The organism is Filomicrobium insigne, assembly GCF_900104305.1.
Lineage (GTDB): Bacteria > Pseudomonadota > Alphaproteobacteria > Rhizobiales > Hyphomicrobiaceae > Filomicrobium > Filomicrobium insigne.
In genome coordinates this window covers 137,561-158,182 of the sequence record NZ_FNJC01000002.1, presented here as the reverse complement: position 1 = coordinate 158,182, position 20,622 = coordinate 137,561, and the positions used below count along the sequence as shown (strand labels likewise).

Here is a 20,622-nt window from a genome sequence, read left to right as displayed (position 1 = left end):
GTTGGGGCGCCTCTCACTTGTTGTCGCGTTAGCTGTTGTTGGCCGCCACAGCGGCATCAATCACATCTTTGCCGATGTCATTTTCGAATTTGGACCAGACCGGTTTCATCGTATCGACCCAGGCTTTGCGTTGTTCTGGGCTTAGCGTACGGATCTTGCTGCCTGCATCAAGAATGTTTTGGCGGTTCTTGGCTTCTTGTTTGACGACGTTGTCGTTGGCCGTTTGCGTCACTTCCTGAGCAATTTTCAGGAACTGTTCGCGAACATCCGGATCAAGTCCGTCCAGCCATTCCTTTGACGTGACGAGCAAGTACGCGAGCAGTTGATGGTTCGTTTCGGTGATGCCGTCCTGAACCTCAAAGAACTTTTGCGTGTAGATGTTCGACCAAGTGTTTTCCTGGCCGTCAACGACGCCGGTCTGCAGCGCGCCGTAGACTTCTTTGAATGCCAGCTTTTGCGCGTTGGCTCCAAGCGCTTCGATCATGGCGACGGCCACGTCCGATGTTTGCACGCGGAACTTCAAACCCTTTGCATCGGTGGGTTCGATGAGCGGTTTGCTGGCAGAAAACTGCTTCAGCCCAGAACTCCAATATCCCAAGCCGATAAAGCCTTTATCCGCTACGACGTTGAGAAGGTCTTTGCCTGACTTGCTGTTTGTGAAGCGATCAACGGCCGAGAGGTCAGCAAAGAGGAACGGGAGATCGAAGAGGCGGTATTTCTTCGTGTAGGCTTCGAATTTGGAAAGCGAGGGTGCTGCGAGTTGGACGTCGCCCAAGAGAAGGGCTTCCATCACCTTGTCGTCGTCGAACAGCTGAGAATTCGGGAAGACCTCCATGCAGGCCTTACCGTTCATCTCTTTGTTCACGCGTTCAGCGAAGAGCGTGGCGGCGTCGCCTTTGGGGTGGCCTGTCGCTTTTACGACGTGGCTGAACTTAATGACGATTTCGCCATCGTCGCAGTTCGCCAAAGCTGGGCCGGTCGCCATGACGGTGGCCAAGGCCGCGCACGCAGAAAAGACTTTGAAACGCATGTGTTTCCTCCGTTTTATCCGCCGGGCATGCACTTGCATAGCCGGATCGGCGTTTACGGCAGGAGGGACGACACGCCTGCCGTACTTAGCCGTTTAAAATTGATTTTTCGTATTCTTTTTGAGTGGTGGGACCGAAAAAGGTGCCGCCCTGATGTTAATCTTACATACTTTTTTGTATCTGCCGAGCACGGCATTCGTTGGGTGTGGAATGCCGTGCCGGCTATGGGCGTGTGCCTTAACCTAGCGATCGATTGCTCTGTTTGATCGCTTCGGCGTCAGCCTGTTCCGCATCGACGTAGACGTTGCCGCCCATTTCCCGGAACTTTTCGCTCATTTCTGTCATGCCCGCTTCCTTGCTGTTCAAGGTTGCGGCGTAGTCGCGGACGTCCTGCGTGATTTTCATCGAGCAGAATTTTGGTCCGCACATTGAGCAGAAGTGCGCGACCTTGTGGGCTTCCTTGGGCAGCGTTTCGTCATGGAATGCCCGTGCCGTATCGGGATCGAGGCCGAGGTTGAACTGATCCTGCCAACGGAAATCGAAACGGGCCCGGGAAAGTGCATCGTCCCGGAGCTGAGCCGCTGGATGTCCCTTGGCGAGGTCGGCGGCATGTGCCGCGATCCGATATGTCACCACGCCGGTCTTGACGTCATCACGGTTCGGGAGACCCAAATGCTCCTTTGGCGTGACGTAGCACAGCATTGCTGTGCCGAACCAACCGATCATGGCGGCGCCGATGCCGGATGTGATGTGGTCGTAGCCGGGTGCGATGTCGGTCGTTAGTGGGCCGAGGGTGTAGAACGGCGCCTCGCCACATTCGGCGAGCTGCTTGTCCATGTTGATCTTGATCTTGTTCATGGGCACGTGCCCAGGGCCTTCGATCATGACCTGACAGCCCTTGTCCCAGGCAATCTTGGTCAGTTCACCCAGGGTTTCGAGTTCGGCGAACTGTGCACGGTCGTTGGCGTCGGCGATCGAGCCGGGGCGGAGGCCGTCTCCAAGCGAGAACGAGACGTCGTAGGCGCGCATGATGTCGCAAATCTCGTCGAAGTGCTCGTACAGGAAGCTTTCCTTGTGATGGGCAAGGCACCACTTGGCCATGATCGAGCCGCCGCGCGAGACGATGCCGGTGACGCGCTCGGCGGTCAGATGGATGTAGGCAAGGCGGACGCCCGCGTGGATCGTGAAGTAATCGACGCCTTGTTCGCACTGCTCGATCAGCGTGTCGCGGTAAAGTTCCCAGGTGAGCTTGATGGGGTCGCCGCCGCATTTTTCGAGAGCCTGATAGATCGGCACTGTGCCGATCGGGACGGGCGAGTTGCGGAGAATCCATTCGCGCGTGTTGTGGATGTTGCGTCCTGTGGATAGGTCCATGACCGTGTCGCCCCCCCAACGGATCGACCACACCATTTTCTCGACCTCTTCCTCGACGGAGGAGGTGACGGCGGAGTTGCCGATGTTGGCGTTCACCTTGACGAGGAAGTTACGGCCGATTGCCATCGGCTCGAGTTCGGGGTGATTGATGTTGGCGGGGATGATGGCGCGGCCGCGCGCAACTTCGTCCCGTACGAACTCGGGCGTGATGAATTCGGGGATTGCGGCACCAAAGCTTTCACCGTTGGCAAGCGCACTGGCGGCACGTTCCAGGGCCTTCTCACGGCCCAGGTTTTCGCGGTGGGCGACGTAGATCATCTCTTTCGTGATGATGCCTGCGCGTGCGAACTCCAATTGCGTAACGGGAGCTCCGTTCGCCCCGCGAAGAGGTTTTTGCTTGTTGGGGAAGTCGCGCGCCAACGCGGCACCGGCGACATTGCCGTTGTCTTCCGGCTTGATTTCGCGGCCTTCATAAGACTCAACGCCACCGCGCTCCTCAATCCAGGAGGTCCGAATGCGGGGCAAGCCCTGCTCCACGTCGATTGCCGCGTCGGATTCAGTGTAAGGGCCGGAGGTGTCGTAAACGCGGAAGGTTGGCTCGGCGGGATCGGTCAAAGCGATTTCGCGGAGTGGGACGCGGACGTCAGAATGGCCTTCCGGTGAGGAATAGACCTTGCGCGAGCCTGCGATGGGTCCGGTCGTCACCTTCGGGACCATTAGATCGGCAGTGCGCGTGATTTTATTCATACTAGCTCTCCATTCGCCTTGCGGCTTCACGCCCGCTGTCGAGCCGGTGAAATCCGCGCTGGCGCCGTCGCCAAACGGGCTGGCGGCGCGGTGATGACAAATGCGAGTCAGGCGAAAAAGGAGGTACAGTCGTGTCCGTCCCTTCGCCGGCATGACCCGGATCAGGTTCAAAGGGTGCTCGCACGGCTGCTATGAAGCAATAAGCCTTTAGCGCGATCTCAGCCAGTTGCCCGGCGCCCCTCGGAATAAGCCAAATTGTTATAGACATTGCCCTGTTTTGCAAAGGGCAATCGGATGAAAGCGAACAGAAGATAAGGGAACGATGGATGATCACGCCCGAATACGCCCGCTTGTTTGCGCGCTACAACTGTTGGCAAAACAAGAGCCTGTATGATGCAGCCAGTGCGCTTTCGGATGATGAGCGAAAGGCGAAGCGAGGCGCATTCTTTGGTTCAATACACGCCACCCTCAATCATCTGCTTTGGGGGGATCAGATTTGGATGAGCCGTTTGGCGGGGACGCCGAAGCCGACGGCTGCTTCGATCCCGGACTCCCTTGCTCAGTTCCAAGATTGGGATGGGCTTTGCGGTGAGCGCGTGGCTTTCGATCAGATTATTAGTGATTGGACGACGGCGATGACGCCAGAGATGCTTTCGGGCGACCTGACGTGGTATTCGGGATCGACAGGGCGTGAGTTAACGAAGCCGCGTTGGGTCTGCGTCGTGCATTTGTTCAATCACCAAACGCATCATCGCGGGCAGGTGCATTGTTTGCTCACGCAGCTCGGGTGCACACCAGAGGCGACGGACATTCCGTTCATGCCGGAGTAATTTGCTGGAACCGGCTTTGGTTTCTGGATTCGTCATCCCGCGACTTGTTCGCGGGATCCAAGGTTCGACAAGTGTCAACTATCGCGTTTTGCCCCACGTCTTCCGCAGACTCCCTGACGTAGGTTGGATCCCGGCAATAAATGCCGGGATGACAATAGTGCTCGAAAAAAGCGGCTAACGGCCTTCGCGCCACCAGGCGAGGGAGAGAAGGGCCAAGAGTGCGGCCAGTGCCATGAGGCCCGTGAACATCGGCGTGAGTTTCACGCCATGCGTGACGTAGGCTTCGCGATCCTTTAGGCCCATCCAGCCCGAGCCGGCCAAAACCCGAGCGTTGCTCATCATTGAGATGCGCGGCACGGTGATGGATTCCGGATCAGCAGAGGCCAAAAGTCCGGACGACTTGGTCCAAAACGCACCGCCCCCTGTGGCCTCGATGATCGGGGCCAGCTTTTTGTCGGTCGCGGTGACCTCGCTCATTTCGCGAACGTCTTCCGCACCCGCATGGGCGACGGCGGTAAGCTTGCCGGCAGGTGGTGCGGCTTCCGTTTCGGCCTTGTAAAGACCGGGCATCTTCACTTCGAGCGTTGTGCGCCAAACTCCCGGACCGGCGGGTTCGAGCGTCACCTCGCGGGTTTCTCCGCCCGGCGTTTTCAATTCAACCGGGGCAATATTCTCGCCCATGGAGCGGCGCTCCAGCGACAGGTTGAGGCCGGTTGCAGTGGCGATCAGACGCTCGTCTTCAAGGTCAGGCTCCTTCATCAGCCAATGCGACAGACGGCGGAGTAGGTCCGTATGTGGTCCGCCGCCCTCGTAACCTCTGGCCCAAAGCCATGCTTGATCGGAGGCTAGCAAGGCCACGCGTCCCTCGCCCTTGCGGTCTAGGATCAGAAGCGGTTCGTTACCAGCGCCCTTCATGATCACATTGCCGCTGGTGGGTTGAACCTCGACCTGGCGCAGCCAGCGGCCCCACGACGGCTGGCCATCTTTACCCTTCAGGCCCGGCAGGTCTCGGGTCACGGGATGCTTGATGCCATCGTCAGTGGTGCTGGCCTTGAAGGGTTCCTCGACAACGCGGCCCGTTGGCCGCGCCGGGATGATCGGTGAGAGCGGCGTCCTGTAGAGGCTAACGTTGCCTGCGTAATCGTCGCCTGCCGCGATCAAAACGGCGCCGCCATGTTCGGTGACGTAACGGGCGATGTTGTCGTAGTAGCCGAGCTGCAGAATGCCGCGATGTTGGTAGCGGTCAAAGATTATCAGATCGAAGTCGTTGATCTTTTCCGAGAATAGTTCGCGCGTCGGGAAGGCGATCAATGACAATTGGTTGATCGGCGTGCCGTCCTGCTTCTCAGGCGGACGCAGAATGGTGAAGTGGACGAGATCGACGGCGGCATCCGACTTGAGCAAGTTGCGCCATGTCCGTTCGCCGGCATGTGGTTCGCCGGAGACGAGCAATACGCGTAGATTTTCGCGCACGCCCTCAGCCGCGACGACTGCGCGATTGTTTGCCTGAGTCAATTCTCCCGGCGCCGGTTCGAGTTCGACTTCGAGAATGTTCGTACCGGCATGCGGGAAGGCGAGGTCGAAGGTTTCCGTGCGGCCAATCACCGTGCGGCGTGTCTCGTCGGGTTGGCCTTCGCGACGTACTTTGAGCGTGACGGTCTTGTCCTTATCGTCAGTTTTGCCGGCTTGGACCACACGCAATTCAATCGGCCGAGACTGGCCGACGATGCCGTAGCGTGGTGCGGTTATGATCTCTATGCGGCGATCGAATTCATCGGGGCGGCCAGTGAGTAATGCGTGTACTGGCGCTTCGAAGCCGAGTGCTGCTGCGTTCTCAGGAACGTCGTGCACCTGACCGTCAGTGACCATGATCACGCCGGCGATGCGATCCGGAGGTGTGTCAGCGAGTGCCGCATTCAGTTCCTGGAATAATCGCGTCCCATCCGATTTTCCATCGGAGCGCGACTTCACGGTGATCCATTTGACATCGAGGTTCGGCAGTTTGCCGAGTTTGGTTTCGAGGTCCTGGCGGATGGCGCGGGTCTGTTCGGGCCGTGTTTCGAGCGCCTGGCTAGTGCTCTCGTCCATGACCACAATTGCAACGTTCGCGAGGCTGTCGCGTTGCTCTTCGCGTAACGTCGGATTTGCAAGTGCGGCAAGTATGGCGAGGACGGCGAGCGCGCGAAGGGGTGCGCCGCGCGTCTTGCGGATAAGCATCAAGGCGATGAGTGCAAGAGCAAGAGCGCCACCGATCCAGAAGAACTCCGGTGGAAGGAAGGGAGCGAAATCTACTGACCAGTTCATTAGCTTCCTTACTGACCGAGACGCTCAAGCAGCGCGGGCACGTGCACCTGATCGGCTTTGTAGTTGCCTGTCAGCGCGTGCATGACGATATTGATGCCGGTCCGGAAGGCCATCTCGCGCTGACCTTCGCCACCGGGAACGGTGGGGTACAACGGGCGTCCGTTCGCATCGAGAGCCCAGGCGGCAGCAAAATCGTTGGACGTTATGAGGATCGTTGAAACGCCATCAGCGCGGCGTGCCTCACGATTGCTTTCGGCAGACGCGACGCCACCGGCTTCAACCCAAAGCTGCCCGCTATCCCAACGCCCGGGGAAGGAGCGCAGCAGATAGAACGACTTGGTAAGGACGTGGTTCTGCGGCACCGGTTCGAGGCGCGGGATATCAAGCTTGCCCAATATTCTCTGAAGAGCTGAGGATTCGCTGCCGGGAAATCCCAGTCCGGCGGGCATTCCGCGGCCTTGGTCGCGCGTGTCGAAGACGATCATCCCGCCTTGCTTCATGTATGCGTCGATCTTGGCAAGCGTTTCTTCCGGGAGGGTGGGGGTTGAATCCAAAACGGGCCAGTAGAGGACAGGATAGAAAGCGAGTTCGTCCTTCACGACATCGACCGGCATGGGATCGCCTGGAGTCACAGCGGTGCGCAAGGCGAGAACCCGGCAGAGACCAGCAAGACCAATGCGGCTCGTATCGTCAGTTTGGGCATCGCCGGTGACGACATAACCTAACGTCACCTTGCTCGTGGCAGCCATCGCTTTGGCATCGTCGGTCGCGGAATTTTGCCGAGGCGCTTGCACTCCTGCTTGAGCAAATGCAGGAGCGGCATGGAACGTCGCGGCAAGGCTCGTTGCGATTACAGCCATCGCCACCACGGATCTCGCGACGGCGGGGCCGGAGCGTCCGAACAGGCGTCCCCCTGATTGCAGGAGAAGCACTGCGATCATGTCGGCGAGTATCAGAGCGAAAGCCGCAGCAAGGAGCCAGGGTTTCAAGGGTTCCGCCTCTGCATTCTCGTAGCTGCGGTGTGCGGCCCCTGTGGGCAGAGACGTAATTGGTGCAAGCGTGTCGTTGCTGCGAATGATGTTGATGGCACGGGGACTGCCGCGCGAGCCGTAATAGCCGGGTGGGTGTTCCAAACTCGCGGTGGTGTCGGCGAACTTTGCAACTTCCACGCCGCGCGATGCGGGAGGCGGTGGTGTGAGAACGCCAAAACCATCGAGTGTTTGTAGAGGCGCCAACGTGCTCGTGTCGGATGCGACCTCTTCCCCGTTGGCAGACGTTTGGGCGTCCGTTGTTTCCGAGCTGCCGCCAAGTCGGCCCAACGTCGATACGCGCTTTAAGAGTTCAACGAATAGACCTGATATCGGCAGGTTCGACCAGTCCGAGTTTCCGGTGACGTGGAACAGTACGATCATGCCATCGCCGCGCCGGTCTGCGGTGACCAACGGTGTGCCGTCTGCGAGGCGAGCCCAGACTTGCGTCTCAGGTGTCAGGCGCGCGGGGTCGGCCAAAACCTGGCGATTTACGACAACGTCATTGGGGATGGTCAGGCCCGCGAAGAGACTGTTCTCGTCGAAGGGGGCCAGCTTCTGCGGTGTGGACCACGAGAGCGCGCCTCCGAGTGTGCGACCACCAATGCGCAAGGGAACCGGAAGCAAATCGTCGCCGCCCTTTTCAAGGCGCGGGCCAGCGAAGCGCACGAGGACGCCCCCCTTTTCGATCCATGTCCTCACTTGATCTTCCGCCTCCGGTGTCAACGTACCGATGTCGGCGAAGATCAAGATGCTGACGTTTTGCGCGAGGGCCTGATCGATGCCAGCTGCTAGGTTGGCGTCGCGAGGTTTCACGATCTCGGCGGTCGGGGCCAACGCCTTCTCGATGTAATAGAACGGCGCCAAAAGCGGCTGTGCTTGCTCGCTCGTTTCGCTTGAGATGAGGCCGACGCGTTGCCATTGCGATCGCGCATCCAAGAGGCTAACGGCACCGGCTGATCGCGAGTCGGCAATTGCTATGCGCGTGATCTGATTGCGCAGTTCTAAGGGAAGCTCGAAGGTCGCCTTCGTTTCGGAAGCGCCGCTGTTGAAGGTAAATTGAGCGGAGCCGAGTTGGGCACCGCGTGTCGAATAGGCATGAAGAATTCCGTTCGCAGGCCCGTTGGTTCCAGTACGAAGAACCCGAGCCTCGAGTTTGCCACCGGTGCCGACGTTGCCTACGAGCGCGCGCGGCGCGGACCCGGTCGGGTCATCGACGACCGTGAACGTTCCGCTTGTTGCCAAGCCGTTCATCATCTCGGCGAAGGTTGTTGTCTCGCCCTTATGATCCACGCCATCGCTGAGCCATATGACGCTGACGCCCTTGGCGTCGGCAGCCGTCAGAGTTTTAGACAGCGCTTCTGCCGCGGCGTTGCGCGTTGGTGCGAAGGGTTGGGGCATCATCGCCCGTGCCGTCGCACGCGCTTGCGCCGGCGCTTCGATCTTGGCCTCGAAGGTCTGCGCTGGAAACGCGGTTGGAACGATCACCACAGGACGCGATTGCGACTCTGCCGTGGAGATCATCCGGTCGACCATTGCTTGTCGCGCGGTCCAATCCGGTGCTGAGGCCCAACCATTGTCAACGACGATTGCGACAGGTCCATCGCCAGCGAGTGGTGCGTTGCGTTCCGGATTTAGGATGGGTTCAGCCAACGCAAGGATGACAAGAGCGGCTGCCAATAAACGGATCAGCAGCAGCCACCAGGGGCTCTTCGCGGGTGTCTTTTCACGGTTTTCAAGCCCGACGAGAATACGCGTCGGGGGAAATGTGAGTTGCTGCGGGCGCGGAGGAACGGTGCGCAGCAGCCAATAGATGATGGGCAATGTACCGAGGGCAAGCAACAGCCATGGATTGAGGAAGGCCAGAGCGCCGAGCGTCATGGGGCGCCTCCAACACCGGCTGTTTGCCAGCGGTAGCTTGCCGCTCCCTGCTGCAGTTGCATGATGAGATTGAGCAGTGGTTCGGAAGCCGGACGGTCGGTGTGGTGCACCATCATCGACCAGCCAAGTCTGCGCGTAATTTCGCGCAGGCCATCACGATGAGCATTTAGTTTGGCTTGATAACGCTCCCGCAGGCTCTCGGCACGGTCGGCGATCCAGTGTTCACCGTCTTCCGGATCCACGAATTCCATTCGGCCGGTGAAAGGTAAACTCTCTTCGGAGGGATCGAGCACCTGAATAAGGTGGCCGGTAACATGGCTCGAACCGAGTTTCTTGAGGCGTTCGGCGATAACGTCCAAGGGGTCGAGGAAATCGCTGATCAGGATGAGGCCGGAGAAATTCGAGAGGCGCGCGCTGGGCGGTAAACCGCCAGCAAGAGCCGCTTCGTGACCGTGGACGGCGATGGCTTCAGCGATGCGGCGGCTGGCACGCCGGCTGGCCGTTGGCGGCATCACGCCCAACAGACCGGCCCGTTCGCCACCGCGTACTAGCAATTCAGCGATCGCGAGTGTGAGAATGACGGCGCGATCTCGCTTGGTCATCGGCGCAAGCGCACTGGAATAGTTCATCGACGGAGAGAGGTCGGGCCAAAGCCAGACGGTATGTGCCGCTTCCCACTCGCGTTCACGCACATAGACATGTGTCGCGCTTGCGGTGCGCCGCCAGTCAATCAGCGTCGTGGAATCGTTGGGCTGGTACTGCCGGAATTGCCAGAAGGTCTCCCCCGGGCCGGCACGGCGACGGCCATGAATGCCGTGGGCCACCGTGTGCGCGATGCGCTGGGCTTCGATCATGAGGTCGGGCAACCGATCTGCCAGTTCATGAGATGCCGCTTCCAGAGCGGTAAATGTCGGGCTTCCGGCGGTTGCGGCCGTCTGCCTCGTGAACCGGATCATCCGCTTACTCCGCAGCCGCCTCGGCCAGACGGGCGATAATGCCACTGATATCCTTGCCCTCAGCGCGTGCAGAGAACGACAAGGCCATACGGTGCTTCAAGATTGGGTCAGCGAGCGCGACGACGTCCTCGACGGAGGGGGCGAGCCGACCATCGATAAGCGCCTTGGCGCGGATTGCGAGCATGAATGCTTGACTTGCACGGGGCCCCGGGCCCCACGCGATGAACTGGTCGGTTTCCTCGTTGGCCCCCGTTCCAGGGCGCGCGGAGCGCACCAATCGTAAAATGGCTTCAACGACGCGGTCGGGAACCGGCATCTGTCGAACTAACCGCTGAATAGACAGAAGATCGTTGGCGGAGAGCACAGACTGAACGGGACTGTCATCGAGACCGGTGGTGGCGTACAGCATGCGACGCTCCGCAGCGAGGTCGGGGTAGCCGACGTCGATCTGCAGCAAGAAGCGGTCGAGCTGTGCTTCGGGGAGCGGATAGGTGCCTTCCTGCTCCAGCGGGTTTTGGGTTGCGAGCACGTGGAAGGGGGTGGGGACATCATGGCGGACACCTGCTACGGTGACGTGATGTTCCTGCATGGCCTGCAGCAATGCAGACTGCGTTTTAGGCGAAGCGCGGTTAATTTCGTCGGCCATCAGCAACTGCGTGAAGATCGGCCCCTTGATGAAGCGGAACGAGCGTTGTTGGCCGGGGACTTCGTCTAGAACTTCCGAGCCGATAATGTCGGACGGCATGAGGTCAGGCGTAAACTGCACACGCGTGGCGTCCAGGCCCAGGACACGGCCGAGTGTCTCGACCAGCAACGTTTTGGCGAGGCCGGGCACACCAATCAGCAGAGCGTGACCGCCTGATAGAATGGTGATCAGCGCGCGTTCGATGACCATCTCTTGACCAAAGATCACGCTGCCCGCGGCACGGTGAGCTTTTTGTACGCGCTCGGCCGCAGCTTCGAGCTTGGGAACGATCGCTTCTTCGGTCTGAATGATATTTGTCATTTAACGCTGCCTAGATTGCTCGTATCGGTGCCAGTCGGGGATCCGGTGGCTCATCTGGATAACGCAAAGATTCCGGTCAGACTAAGTTAAACACGATCAAGCCCTGTAAAGTTCGGGTCAAGTGAATGTTACGTAAGGGCTGTGATGTTGCACAAAGGAAAAGGTTTATAGGTTCGATGCAGCAGAACGGCGGCGGCAATAGGATCAATGGCTTGGCAGAGCTGTTGACGCGATCTGGTGCTAACGTCGCGGCTCCGGTTGAGCTTTGGAATCCACCATATTGTGGGGATATCGGGCTGAAGATCGGTGGCGACGGAACTTGGTATTATCAGGATAGTCCAATTCGTCGCATGCCGCTCGTCAAGCTTTTTGCCCGCGTTTTGCGGCGAGACGAGGACGGCCGCCACTATCTCGTGACTCCGGTTGAGAAGGTTGATGTCGTCGTAGAGGACGCGCCATTTCTGGCTGTCGAAATGGAATGTAGGGGCGCGGGCGCGGACCAAACTCTGCTATTCCGGACAAACGTTGACGATATTGTTGCTTGTGGACCCGACCGGCCACTTCGGTTCGGCTATGATGTGCAAAATGGTGGGTGCAAGCCCTACGTGACCGTGCGCGGGCGGCTCGAAGCCTTGGTTTCGCGCGCCGTTACTTATGATTTGCTCGCGTTGGCCGAAGCCTTTGACGCGAGGGACGGCACGCTGGGTGTGTGGAGCGGTGGCGAGTTTTTTGCCATCGACGCATAGCTGTGCCGTCAGCCCCGAAAATGTTCGCGGTTAGTGAAGCTTGAATTCGTTGCCTACCAGCTTCAACTCCGCTGGGCTGACGAGGTGGCGGTGATTGACGGATACTTTGTATAACTTGCCGTCCAAGTTTGCTTCCCAAAAGTCCAGAAAGCTCTTCAGTTTTGGAAACTTGGGATGGAGATCGTAATCCTGCCAGAGATAGGTTTGCAGAAGCGAGGGATGATCGGGTAGGCGATAAAGAATTTCGGCTGTCGTCAGTGTATAGCCCGTTAGCATGCGGCTGAAATCCGTATCGGACATGCATCACTCCTTTTGTGTCTGTTGGCTCGTTGTCAGATACAGAGTAGATGGTAGACCGATTTGGTCGCTCTTGATAATAAAATTATTAAATTTCAATAGCTTGGCAGCATTCGCGGCAGATTGCTAGCAGTTCTGTCCTCTGTGTCCACTTAAGTGTAGAGATCCCTTCAGAGCAGCTGTCAGACGATGGAGCTTCCTCGTGTTCGAGATCATGCTCGCCAGTTTCGCTACGTTCTTTGCGACCGTCGGGCCGGTCGAGGCGGCTGTACTTTTCGCTACGTTCACGGCGAATTTGCCGAGATCCCAGCGTAATATCATGGCCCTTCGCGCGGCATTTCTGGCGACACTTATCCTGTTTGTGTTCACGCTTCTCGGGCAGCCGTTGCTAGCCCGTTTAGGGGTTTCTATAGCCGCGCTTCAAACAGCCGGCGGAGCCGTTCTGGCCTTGATCGCGCTGGATATGATTTTCAGCCCGTTGGGGACTGGGTTTAAGCTCACCGTCCCGGAAGGCGAGGAGGCGCTTGAAAAGCACGACCTTGCGGTTTTTCCAATGGCGACGCCGTTGCTCGCCGGTCCTGGCGCAATGAGTGGGGGCATTTTGCTCGCGGCCAATGCCGGGGGAAACACTCTCTTAATTATTGGGGTTCTCCTGGGGCTTTTGGCGGTGATGGCGATCACGCTCGTGCTGTTGCTCCTAGCACCGGAGGTCTCAGCGGCGCTGGGTGTCACAGCGCAGCGTGTTCTCATGCGGGTCGTCGGGTTGCTCCTCTCAGGCATTGCCGTTCAAGCGATGTTCGATGGTATTCGCGCCAGTGGTTTGCTCGGTGGAGCCGGCTAACCGCCCACTCCCGCTAACTTCTTCATCCGCGCCCACTCCGCCTCAGGAAATTTGGGTCAGATACGCACGGCTTTTAGGCGGGCATTAACTACGTTCGTGATTGCATAGGGAGCATTCAGGTCTGTCTTGCCGTTCGCCGAAGGTTAGAGCGGCGGTGTGCCTGATGGTCACGAGTTTGTTTCGCGGGCCGCGTTTCCTTGTTGGGGGGCCTGTGCGTATCTAAGGGCGTAATTGTATGTGTTTGTTGTGTTCCGGCATTATGCCGTTGCGTCGTAAGCGCCGGATGCTGCGCGGTGCGGTGCTGGCGCTTACCATTCCGTTGGCGGCGTGTGCGGCTAATACTGCTCAGCGGTCGGATTCTTGGCCTGGCGAGGGACCAACGCGCCTTGCCGGTTATACGGCTGAAGGCAAGCCGACGGCTCACCGCCGCGTGCGGATGGAAGCAGACGGCATGGAAAGCCAAGCGCTTCCGTTGAGCCGTCAGGCCAATGAGCCGGATGACCCGTCAGAGCCTTTCAGCCCTAACTACGGGCGCGTTCAGGTTTATCGTACGGATGCTGCAAGTCCAGTCGAAGCAATACCGATTCCAGCTGATCTTCCGGCTGATTTTCGCGAAAAGCTGGTCTACGCGACCGCGAACTGATGCGTAGAGCAGCTGGAGGGCGGAGCCCTTTCGGGAAATCTTACGTTGGATAAAAAAACGGGCCTGTCCGACAAGCCCGTACATTTTCGGTTTTTTCAGTGAAACCAAGCGTCGGGCCTCGCCGTCGCGATTAGGCTTTGTGGCCGAAATACTTATCTACGACGAGCCGTCCGGCTTCCTGGGTCGGTACACCTCGAGCGCGCAAGTGCGAATAAGCATGCTGCGCGGCGCGGCCCGACTTCAAGCCCTCAATTGCTGCAGAGACCCAGCTTTTCTGGGGCTGAGGAACAGTGTGCTTTACCCGGCCCAACGCGAGGTGGCTTTGATGTGTGGCAGAATTCAACATGGCCTTTTCCTTTGCGAATTTGGTGACCAGTTGGGCTACCCCCCTGGGTAGCTGCTCGATCATCTCTTGTGATTGGTATATGGTATGCCAATGTTGCGCCGCAAGGTTATTGGTGCTGTTGCACGGCTGATATGCCGGATTTGCATGGCTTCGAGCTGTGGTTTGGTTATTGCGCGCGCGTGGTCGAATGCTGCGCTAGCGAACTCCAAGGTGGTGATGTGGGTGGGAGCAAAGCGTTAGAAGGCTCTGCAACTTTTCGTTTCGCTCAAGCCATAGGAGACTTAATCGCGTTGCTTCCGGTGGCGCACGTCGGGCACGGCTGGTGATTGGATGTCTGGGACGGGAACAATAGAACTTAAGCGATGGTTGGAAGTGATGCGATCGGAGGACCTTGTCGCAGGCATCGATGCTATCTTTTTCGCGGCGAGCGCCACTCAGCACTTCGAGAGTGCATCTGTGCGGGAGGCTTTCCGTGACCGGTGGCTTGGCCGCTATCTGGAGCACTATCCCGAGTGGTTTTATGTGGCCGTTAGTTCGGGGCAGGCCGTTGGCTACCTTGCGGGTTGTCTTGAAGACCCGGCTTTATCTCCCCGATTTTCTGACATTGCATTTTTTGAGACGTTTGCGGATCTCACGCCTGCTTATCCAGCTCACCTGCATATCAATTTGGATGCGAGTTATCGTAATGCAGGGCTGGGAGGGCGTTTGATCGATTTATTTGTAGCCGATGCGGAGGCAGCAGGCGTCGCAGGAATTCATGTCGTCACTGGATATCGATCCCGCAATCGCACCTTCTATCTGCGTAATGGATTTGAGGTGCTTCGGGAGCTGCCCGATGTTGATCCCGCCCTCGTCTTTCTTGGTCGCCGGCTCTCTGTCCAAACGGAGTGCAGTTGATTTTGCTGCGTGTTTGTTTGCCTCTTGGGGCTGGGTTCGGCATAGTTCAGCGCGAACCTGGCCGGGTACGGCGGATAGCTTCTTCGGCGTCCTGGCGGTCCGATTGAAAATGGGAGTTTTATAGTGCCATCACGCCGGCTTGATGCATCCACTGCCGACGCGGGGTTACCGGCTGTTTCAATGGTCGGGGTCAATAAATGGTTTGGTGACTTTCACGTCCTCAAGGATATCAACCTGGAGGTTGAAGAAGGCGAACGCATCGTCATTTGCGGGCCTTCCGGGTCCGGCAAATCGACGTTGATCCGGTGTATCAATCGACTTGAGCCCCATGAGGAGGGGCAGATCATTGTCGATGGTCATCAGCTTACCGACGATCTTCGGCAGATCGACAAGATCCGATCCGAAGTCGGGATGGTGTTTCAGAACTTCAACTTGTTCCCGCATTTAAGTGTGTTGGATAACTTGTGCTTGGCTCCGCAATGGGTACGCAAGATGCCGCGCGCTAAGGCCGAGGAGGTCGCGATGACCTATCTCGAGCGGGTCAAGATCCCGGAACAGGCGCATAAATTTCCCGGTCAGCTTTCGGGGGGACAGCAGCAGCGGGTCGCGATCGCCAGGGCCCTATGCATGAATCCGCGCATTATGCTTTTTGATGAGCCGACGTCTGCACTCGATCCGGAAATGGTCAAGGAGGTGCTCGACGTCATGATCGAATTGGCTGAACAAGGCATGACGATGCTTTGCGTCACTCATGAAATGGGGTTTGCCAAGGCGGTCGCCGACCGGGTCATCTTCATGGACTTTGGAGAGATCGTTGAAGTTGCGCCGCCAGCGGAGTTTTTCGCATCGCCAAAGTCGGACCGTACACGTACTTTTTTGTCCCAGATACTCGAGCACTAAGTAAAATCCGGCCTTATGCTCGCCACGGAGGTTCAGCACCAAGGCCGTACAGGCTGGGCTCTAAATCACAGGCCATTTTGAATCGTTCAGTTGTGAACGCGGGAGGAGAGATCGGATGAAGCAATTGGTGAGAGTGGCAGCGGCGCTGACGGCAGGCGTGCTCTTTTGCGCAACGCCAGCAGCGGCTCAACAATCATCGGTGCTGGAAACCGTGAAATCTCGCGGTCAGCTTTTTTGTGGTGTCAACACGGGGCTTGCCGGATTTGGCGCGCCCGACGACAAGGGCAATTGGAAGGGACTCGACGTCGATCTTTGCAGAGCGATCTCGGCCGCGATCTTCAAGGATCCGAACAAGGTCAAATTCGTACCGCTCACGGCGAAGGAGCGGTTTACGGCGCTTCAATCGGGTGAGATCGACGTTCTTTCACGTAACACGACCTGGACCATGAGCCGGGATACATCGTTTGGCTTGAGCTTTGCCGGCATCAACTACTACGACGGCCAAGGGTTCATGGTGAAACGGTCGCTTGGTGTCGTATCCGCCAAGGAATTGTCGGGGGCAAGCATCTGCGTGCAGGCCGGCACGACGACAGAGAAGAATCTCGCCGACTATTTCCGCTCCAACAAGATGGAATACAAACTGGTCGTGTTCGAGAAGCTGCCGGAGACGATCGCAGCCTACAACGCAGGGCGCTGTGATTCCTTCACGACGGATGTCTCGCAGCTGTATGCGATCCGGCTGACGTTGGGCAAAGCCGATGACCATGTTGTTTTGCCGGAGATCATTTCGAAGGAACCGCTTGGTCCGGTTGTGCGACAGGGCGATCCGCAGTGGTTGAATATCGTTCGATGGACTCTCAATGCGATGCTCAATGCCGAGGAACTCGGCGTGAACCAATCGAACGTGGATTCAATGCTGAACTCGGACAACCCGTCGATCAGGCGTCTGCTTGGGAAAGAAGACACATTCGGAGCTGCGATCGGACTCGATAACGATTGGGCGTTTCAAATCATCAAGCTTGTTGGAAACTACGGCGATAGCTTCGCTCGCAACGTCGGTGCGCAATCCCCACTTGGGATCGCGCGCGGTCAGAACGCACTCTGGAAGGACGGCGGATTGCAGTATGCACCGCCGATCCGGTAACGCCGGGCCACTCGAAATTGTGGTGGCTTTATTGGGTGTAAGGGGTGGGAGGCATCTGCGTGCATCCCACCAAGGGCGTTAGGGGCGGCCACGGTGGCGAAACTAGCTAGGCGCGACGGAGCTGTGAAGCAAACACGGCAACTCACTGACTATTTCTATGACCCCAAGGTGCGGGGCATCCTTTTTCAGGTCATCGTCGTCGCTTTGATCTCATGGCTCGTTTACGGCGCTGTTCTTAACACGGTCAACAATCTGGAGGCTCAGGGGATTGCGTCCGGCTTTGGGTTTCTGGACCGTACTGCCGGCTTCGATATTTCCCAGTCCCTAATCCCTTACGAAAATACGATGACCTACGCCCGGGCCTTTTGGGTCGGGCTTCTCAATACACTGCTCGTTGCCGTGCTCGGGATCGTTTTCGCGACGACCGTCGGCTTTATGATCGGCGCTGCACGTCTTTCGCAGAACTGGCTCATTGCGCAGCTCGCGACGGCCTACGTCGAGATCCTGCGGAATCTGCCTCCGCTGCTCATGTTGTTTGCTGTCTATTTTGGGGTTCTGAAAACGCTCCCGTCACCGCGTGAAAGTCTCGCGCTGCCGTTTTCGAGCTACCTCAATTCGCGCGGTCTCTATGTTCCCGCAGTCCATTGGGAGCCGGGCTTCGGTGTCGTTGTCGCCTCTTTGTTTGTAGCGGCGATATGTGTCATCGCTTATTGGGCTTGGGCACGCTGGCGACATACTCAGACGGGCCGGCAAATGCCGATCCTACTGCCTAGCCTCGGTGTCATCGTCGGCATTCCTCTCCTTGCCTTTTTGCTCATGGGTATGCCGCTGTCGTTCGACCCACCGGTTCAGGGCCGCTTCAACCTTACTGGTGGCATTGCGTTGTTGCCCGAGCTGATCGCGCTGCTGGTGGGGCTGGCGCTTTATACGAGTGCTTTCATTGCTGAGATCGTTCGCGCTGGAATTATGGGCGTCCCTACGGGACAACGGGAAGCGGCTGCCGCTCTTGGGCTCAAACCAGGTCAAATTCTTTGGCTTGTCGTTTTTCCGCAGGCGATGCGCATCATCATACCTCCGCTGACTAATCAGTATCTCAATCTGACTAAGAACTCGTCCTTGGCCGTTGCGATCGGTTACCCTGACCTTGTGTCCGTTTTTGCTGGGACGGTTCTCAACCAAACGAACCAAGCGGTCGAAGTCATTTTGATTACGATGTCGGTTTATCTCGTGCTCAGCTTGCTGACGTCGCTCTTCATGAATTGGTTTAACCAGCGCATGGCGCTGGTGGAGCGGTAGGAGCGCGAAATGGCAACGAATCCCGTACGCAGCGCCGCCGTTAACCGACCCAGGCCCGTTGGCCCGTCAGGCTTGAACGCAATCACGCAGTGGCTTCATCAAAACTTGTTTTCGAGTTGGGGCAACACGTGCTTGACCCTCTTAGGCGGCGCTCTGGCCTATTGGGTGATCGCGGGGTTTCTCGACTGGGCTGTTTGGCACGCGGTGTATACCGGTACTGACGGATCTGCGTGCGACGTGGTTGGAGCCGGGGCGTGCTGGCCGTTTATCAGCGCGAAGCTCCAGATCTTCATGTACGGGCGCTACCCTACGGAAGAACTCTGGCGAGTTAATCTCACCTACGTTCTTGCTCTGGTCGGGCTTGTTCCCCTGATGTTGCCGAGGGTGCCGGGCAAAATCTGGCTGACGGCCTATATGCTCCTCGTTTTTCCGGTCGTCGCGTTTTTCCTGCTGACTGGCGCCGAACCACTTGGTTTGCCGGTTGTGCCAACCTCACGTTGGGGTGGGCTGCTTGTCACATTGGTCGTCGCCTGTGTGAGCATCGCGATATCGTTTCCGCTCGGTATCATTCTGGCTTTAGCGCGGCGTTCGGATTTGCCGCTGATCAAGTGGCCCGCGATTTTTTTCATTGAGTTTGTACGCGGCGTTCCGCTGGTAATGGTGCTCTTTTTCGCGTCGGTGATGCTGCCACTATTCCTGCCCGAGGATCTTACGATCAACAAGTTGCTGCGGGCTTTGATCGGCGTTGCTTTGTTTTCGGCGGCGTATCTGGCGGAGGTGGTGCGCGGTGGATTGCAAGCCATTCCGCGCGGGCAGTACGAGGCTGCGGAGGCTTTAGGCCTCTCTTATTGGAAGACGATGGGGTTCGTCATCCTACCTCAGGCGCTGAAGCTCGTCATTCCGGGTATCGTCAACTCGTTCATTGCGCTCTTCAAGGATACCAGTCTCGTATTGATTATCGGGTTGTTCGATCTTTTGGGGATCGTCCAGCAAGCGGTTGCGTCCGATGCCAAGTGGTTCTCGCCCCAAACGGCGGCGACGGGATATGTCTTCGCCGGCTTTGTGTTCTGGATTTTTTGTTTCGGGATGAGCCGCTATTCAGCGTGGCTCGAGCGGCGGCTCGCGACGGGGCATCGCAGTTAAACGTTTAGCCGATCAATTTTCTGACATGGTCAGCGATTGATAGGCAGCAGGTCAGGCCTGGGCTTTCAATTCCGTAGAGTCCGATAAGTCTCGGGATGCCGTGTATCTCGGGGCCGTGAATTGCAAAGTCCGCCGTTGAGGTTCCGGGAGGATGAATTTTGGGCCGTATTCCTGTGTAGCCTGGCTGTAGAGAGGCTTGAGGCAGCGAGGGCCAGTATCGGCGGATCGCGGTTTCGAAATCGGCTTGGCGTCGTCCGTCCGCGTCATCAAAAGTGTAATCCACCTGGTCGATCCAAGTAAGATCGGGGCCGAAGCGCGCCTGACCCGCCATATCGAGCGTGAGATGAATGCCGAGCCCTGCTTGGGGAGGGACGGGATAGATCAGGTGCTTAAACGGCACGCAGGTCGACAGCGTGTAGTAGTGTGCTTTGGCGAGATACCGCTTCGGGGGCATGTAGCTGCCATTCGTTTTTCCGTGAATGAAAGCGGCCAGATGTTGGGCTTCGAGGCCGGCTGCAATAATCAGATTGCGTGCCGTGAGCGTCGTCGTTTCGCCGTCTGAACTTTGCGTAGTGACGACGAAATTACCCTGCGCGTTTTGTGACAAGTTCTCGACGGAGACATTCAGTACAACTTGACCGTTTCCAGCTTCGATCAATCCTTCCAGCGCTAGCATCAGGGCGTGGGCATCGATTATCCCCGTGGATGGGGAATGGAGGGCTGCGACGCAGGCAATGTCGGGCTCAATCTCCCGCACTTCCTTAGGACTCAAGCTGCACAAATCCGAGACGCCGTTGGCTTTTCCAGCCGCCGAGATCCGATCAAGTTGCGGAGTTTCGTCCGGAGACGTTGCGACGAGAATTTTTCCGCAGCGCTTGACGGGAATACCGGCCTGCTGCGCAAAATTATAAAGCTGGTCCTTGCCCCTTACGCAAAAGCGGGCGCGCATGCTGTCGCGTGGATAGTAAATCCCGGCATGGATGACTTCGGAGTTGCGTGAAGAGGTTTCGGCGCCGATCAGCTTGTGCCGTTCAAGGACCATGACTTCGCCACCGTCGTCCGTGAACGCGCGTGCGATCGCTAAGCCGATCACACCTGCGCCGATAACAACGGTTTCGATATCTGCGGACATTGCCGGTGATCCTGTAGCGTTTCGGGGCTCCGGTTAGATCCGAAATTGTTCGCCTACAGCTTAACAAAAAAGGACCTGCCGCG

Annotated in this window: 18 protein-coding genes and 1 riboswitch; of the genes, 9 read left to right on the top strand and 9 right to left on the bottom strand. The window is 57.9% G+C overall.

Going from position 1 to position 20,622, the window contains the following annotated elements:
• Positions 1–28 precede the first annotated feature (28 nt).
• Positions 29–1,030, bottom strand: a complete 1,002-nt coding sequence (locus tag BLS30_RS06725; protein WP_046475736.1) for a TRAP transporter substrate-binding protein — start codon at positions 1,028–1,030, stop codon at positions 29–31.
• 235 nt (positions 1,031–1,265) lie between these two features.
• Positions 1,266–3,149 carry a phosphomethylpyrimidine synthase ThiC gene (thiC, locus tag BLS30_RS06720; RefSeq protein WP_046479783.1) on the bottom strand — a complete coding sequence of 628 codons (1,884 nt, stop codon included), beginning with the start codon at positions 3,147–3,149 and terminating at the stop codon, positions 1,266–1,268.
• Positions 3,150–3,270: 121 nt separating this feature from the next.
• A riboswitch (TPP riboswitch) is annotated at positions 3,271–3,400 on the bottom strand.
• Positions 3,401–3,475: 75 nt separating this feature from the next.
• On the opposite strand from thiC, the gene BLS30_RS06715 reads away from it, so the two are divergent.
• On the top strand, positions 3,476–3,979 hold the full coding sequence (locus BLS30_RS06715) for a DinB family protein (protein WP_090227623.1): 504 nt from the start codon (positions 3,476–3,478) through the stop codon (positions 3,977–3,979).
• Positions 3,980–4,153: 174 nt separating this feature from the next.
• Here the strand turns inward: BLS30_RS06715 and BLS30_RS06710 are convergent, their stop codons facing one another.
• Genes BLS30_RS06710 through BLS30_RS06695 form a run of 4 tightly spaced genes read right to left on the bottom strand, consistent with a single transcriptional unit; the run spans position 4,154 to position 11,154 of the window.
• Positions 4,154–6,283 carry a hypothetical protein gene (locus BLS30_RS06710; RefSeq protein ID WP_090227620.1) on the bottom strand — a complete coding sequence of 710 codons (2,130 nt, stop codon included), beginning with the start codon at positions 6,281–6,283 and terminating at the stop codon, positions 4,154–4,156.
• An 8-nt stretch (positions 6,284–6,291) separates the two neighbouring features.
• Positions 6,292–9,192 (bottom strand): DUF4159 domain-containing protein, encoded by a 2,901-nt coding sequence (locus tag BLS30_RS06705; protein WP_090227618.1) that lies wholly within the window; start codon positions 9,190–9,192, stop codon positions 6,292–6,294.
• Entirely contained in the window at positions 9,189–10,148 is a 960-nt protein-coding gene (locus tag BLS30_RS06700) for a DUF58 domain-containing protein (protein ID WP_046475748.1), read from the bottom strand. Before BLS30_RS06700 ends, BLS30_RS06705 begins: the two co-directional genes overlap by 4 nt.
• Positions 10,149–10,152: 4 nt before the next feature.
• On the bottom strand, positions 10,153–11,154 hold the full coding sequence (locus tag BLS30_RS06695; RefSeq protein WP_090227615.1) for an AAA family ATPase: 1,002 nt from the start codon (positions 11,152–11,154) through the stop codon (positions 10,153–10,155).
• A gap of 176 nt (positions 11,155–11,330) precedes the next feature.
• On the opposite strand from BLS30_RS06695, the gene BLS30_RS06690 reads away from it, so the two are divergent.
• On the top strand, positions 11,331–11,900 hold the full coding sequence (locus tag BLS30_RS06690) for a DUF1285 domain-containing protein (protein WP_046475755.1): 570 nt from the start codon (positions 11,331–11,333) through the stop codon (positions 11,898–11,900).
• Positions 11,901–11,930: 30 nt separating this feature from the next.
• On the opposite strand, the gene BLS30_RS06685 is transcribed toward BLS30_RS06690, so the two are convergent.
• On the bottom strand, positions 11,931–12,200 hold the full coding sequence (locus BLS30_RS06685) for an usg protein (RefSeq protein ID WP_046475758.1): 270 nt from the start codon (positions 12,198–12,200) through the stop codon (positions 11,931–11,933).
• A 199-nt stretch (positions 12,201–12,399) separates the two neighbouring features.
• Between BLS30_RS06685 and BLS30_RS06680 the strand changes: the two genes are divergently transcribed.
• Together BLS30_RS06680 and BLS30_RS06675 are read left to right on the top strand one after the other, a co-directional pair.
• The gene (locus BLS30_RS06680) at positions 12,400–13,038 is read left to right on the top strand and encodes a MarC family protein (RefSeq protein WP_046475761.1); all 639 of its coding nucleotides are present in this window, start codon (positions 12,400–12,402) and stop codon (positions 13,036–13,038) included.
• A gap of 235 nt (positions 13,039–13,273) precedes the next feature.
• Complete coding sequence (locus tag BLS30_RS06675; RefSeq protein ID WP_139165300.1) at positions 13,274–13,681, top strand: hypothetical protein; 408 nt, start codon at positions 13,274–13,276, stop codon at positions 13,679–13,681.
• Between the two features lie 130 nt (positions 13,682–13,811).
• On the opposite strand, the gene BLS30_RS06670 is transcribed toward BLS30_RS06675, so the two are convergent.
• The gene (locus BLS30_RS06670) at positions 13,812–14,027 is read right to left on the bottom strand and encodes a hypothetical protein (RefSeq protein WP_139165299.1); all 216 of its coding nucleotides are present in this window, start codon (positions 14,025–14,027) and stop codon (positions 13,812–13,814) included.
• A gap of 330 nt (positions 14,028–14,357) precedes the next feature.
• Between BLS30_RS06670 and BLS30_RS06660 the strand changes: the two genes are divergently transcribed.
• The 5 genes from BLS30_RS06660 to BLS30_RS06640 all read left to right on the top strand — a co-directional run bounded on the left by BLS30_RS06660 (position 14,358) and on the right by BLS30_RS06640 (position 19,407).
• Positions 14,358–14,924, top strand: a complete 567-nt coding sequence (locus BLS30_RS06660) for a GNAT family N-acetyltransferase (protein ID WP_210184018.1) — start codon at positions 14,358–14,360, stop codon at positions 14,922–14,924.
• Between the two features lie 180 nt (positions 14,925–15,104).
• Positions 15,105–15,824 carry an amino acid ABC transporter ATP-binding protein gene (locus BLS30_RS06655; protein ID WP_046479785.1) on the top strand — a complete coding sequence of 240 codons (720 nt, stop codon included), beginning with the start codon at positions 15,105–15,107 and terminating at the stop codon, positions 15,822–15,824.
• Between the two features lie 115 nt (positions 15,825–15,939).
• Positions 15,940–16,968 carry an amino acid ABC transporter substrate-binding protein gene (locus tag BLS30_RS06650; RefSeq protein WP_046475778.1) on the top strand — a complete coding sequence of 343 codons (1,029 nt, stop codon included), beginning with the start codon at positions 15,940–15,942 and terminating at the stop codon, positions 16,966–16,968.
• 93 nt (positions 16,969–17,061) lie between these two features.
• Positions 17,062–18,264 carry an amino acid ABC transporter permease gene (locus tag BLS30_RS06645; RefSeq protein ID WP_244512383.1) on the top strand — a complete coding sequence of 401 codons (1,203 nt, stop codon included), beginning with the start codon at positions 17,062–17,064 and terminating at the stop codon, positions 18,262–18,264.
• 9 nt (positions 18,265–18,273) lie between these two features.
• Positions 18,274–19,407, top strand: a complete 1,134-nt coding sequence (locus BLS30_RS06640) for an amino acid ABC transporter permease (RefSeq protein ID WP_090227604.1) — start codon at positions 18,274–18,276, stop codon at positions 19,405–19,407.
• 4 nt (positions 19,408–19,411) lie between these two features.
• Here BLS30_RS06640 and BLS30_RS06635 read toward each other — a convergent pair whose 3' ends face one another.
• The gene (locus tag BLS30_RS06635; protein WP_090227602.1) at positions 19,412–20,539 is read right to left on the bottom strand and encodes an NAD(P)/FAD-dependent oxidoreductase; all 1,128 of its coding nucleotides are present in this window, start codon (positions 20,537–20,539) and stop codon (positions 19,412–19,414) included.
• Positions 20,540–20,622: the final 83 nt, after the last annotated feature.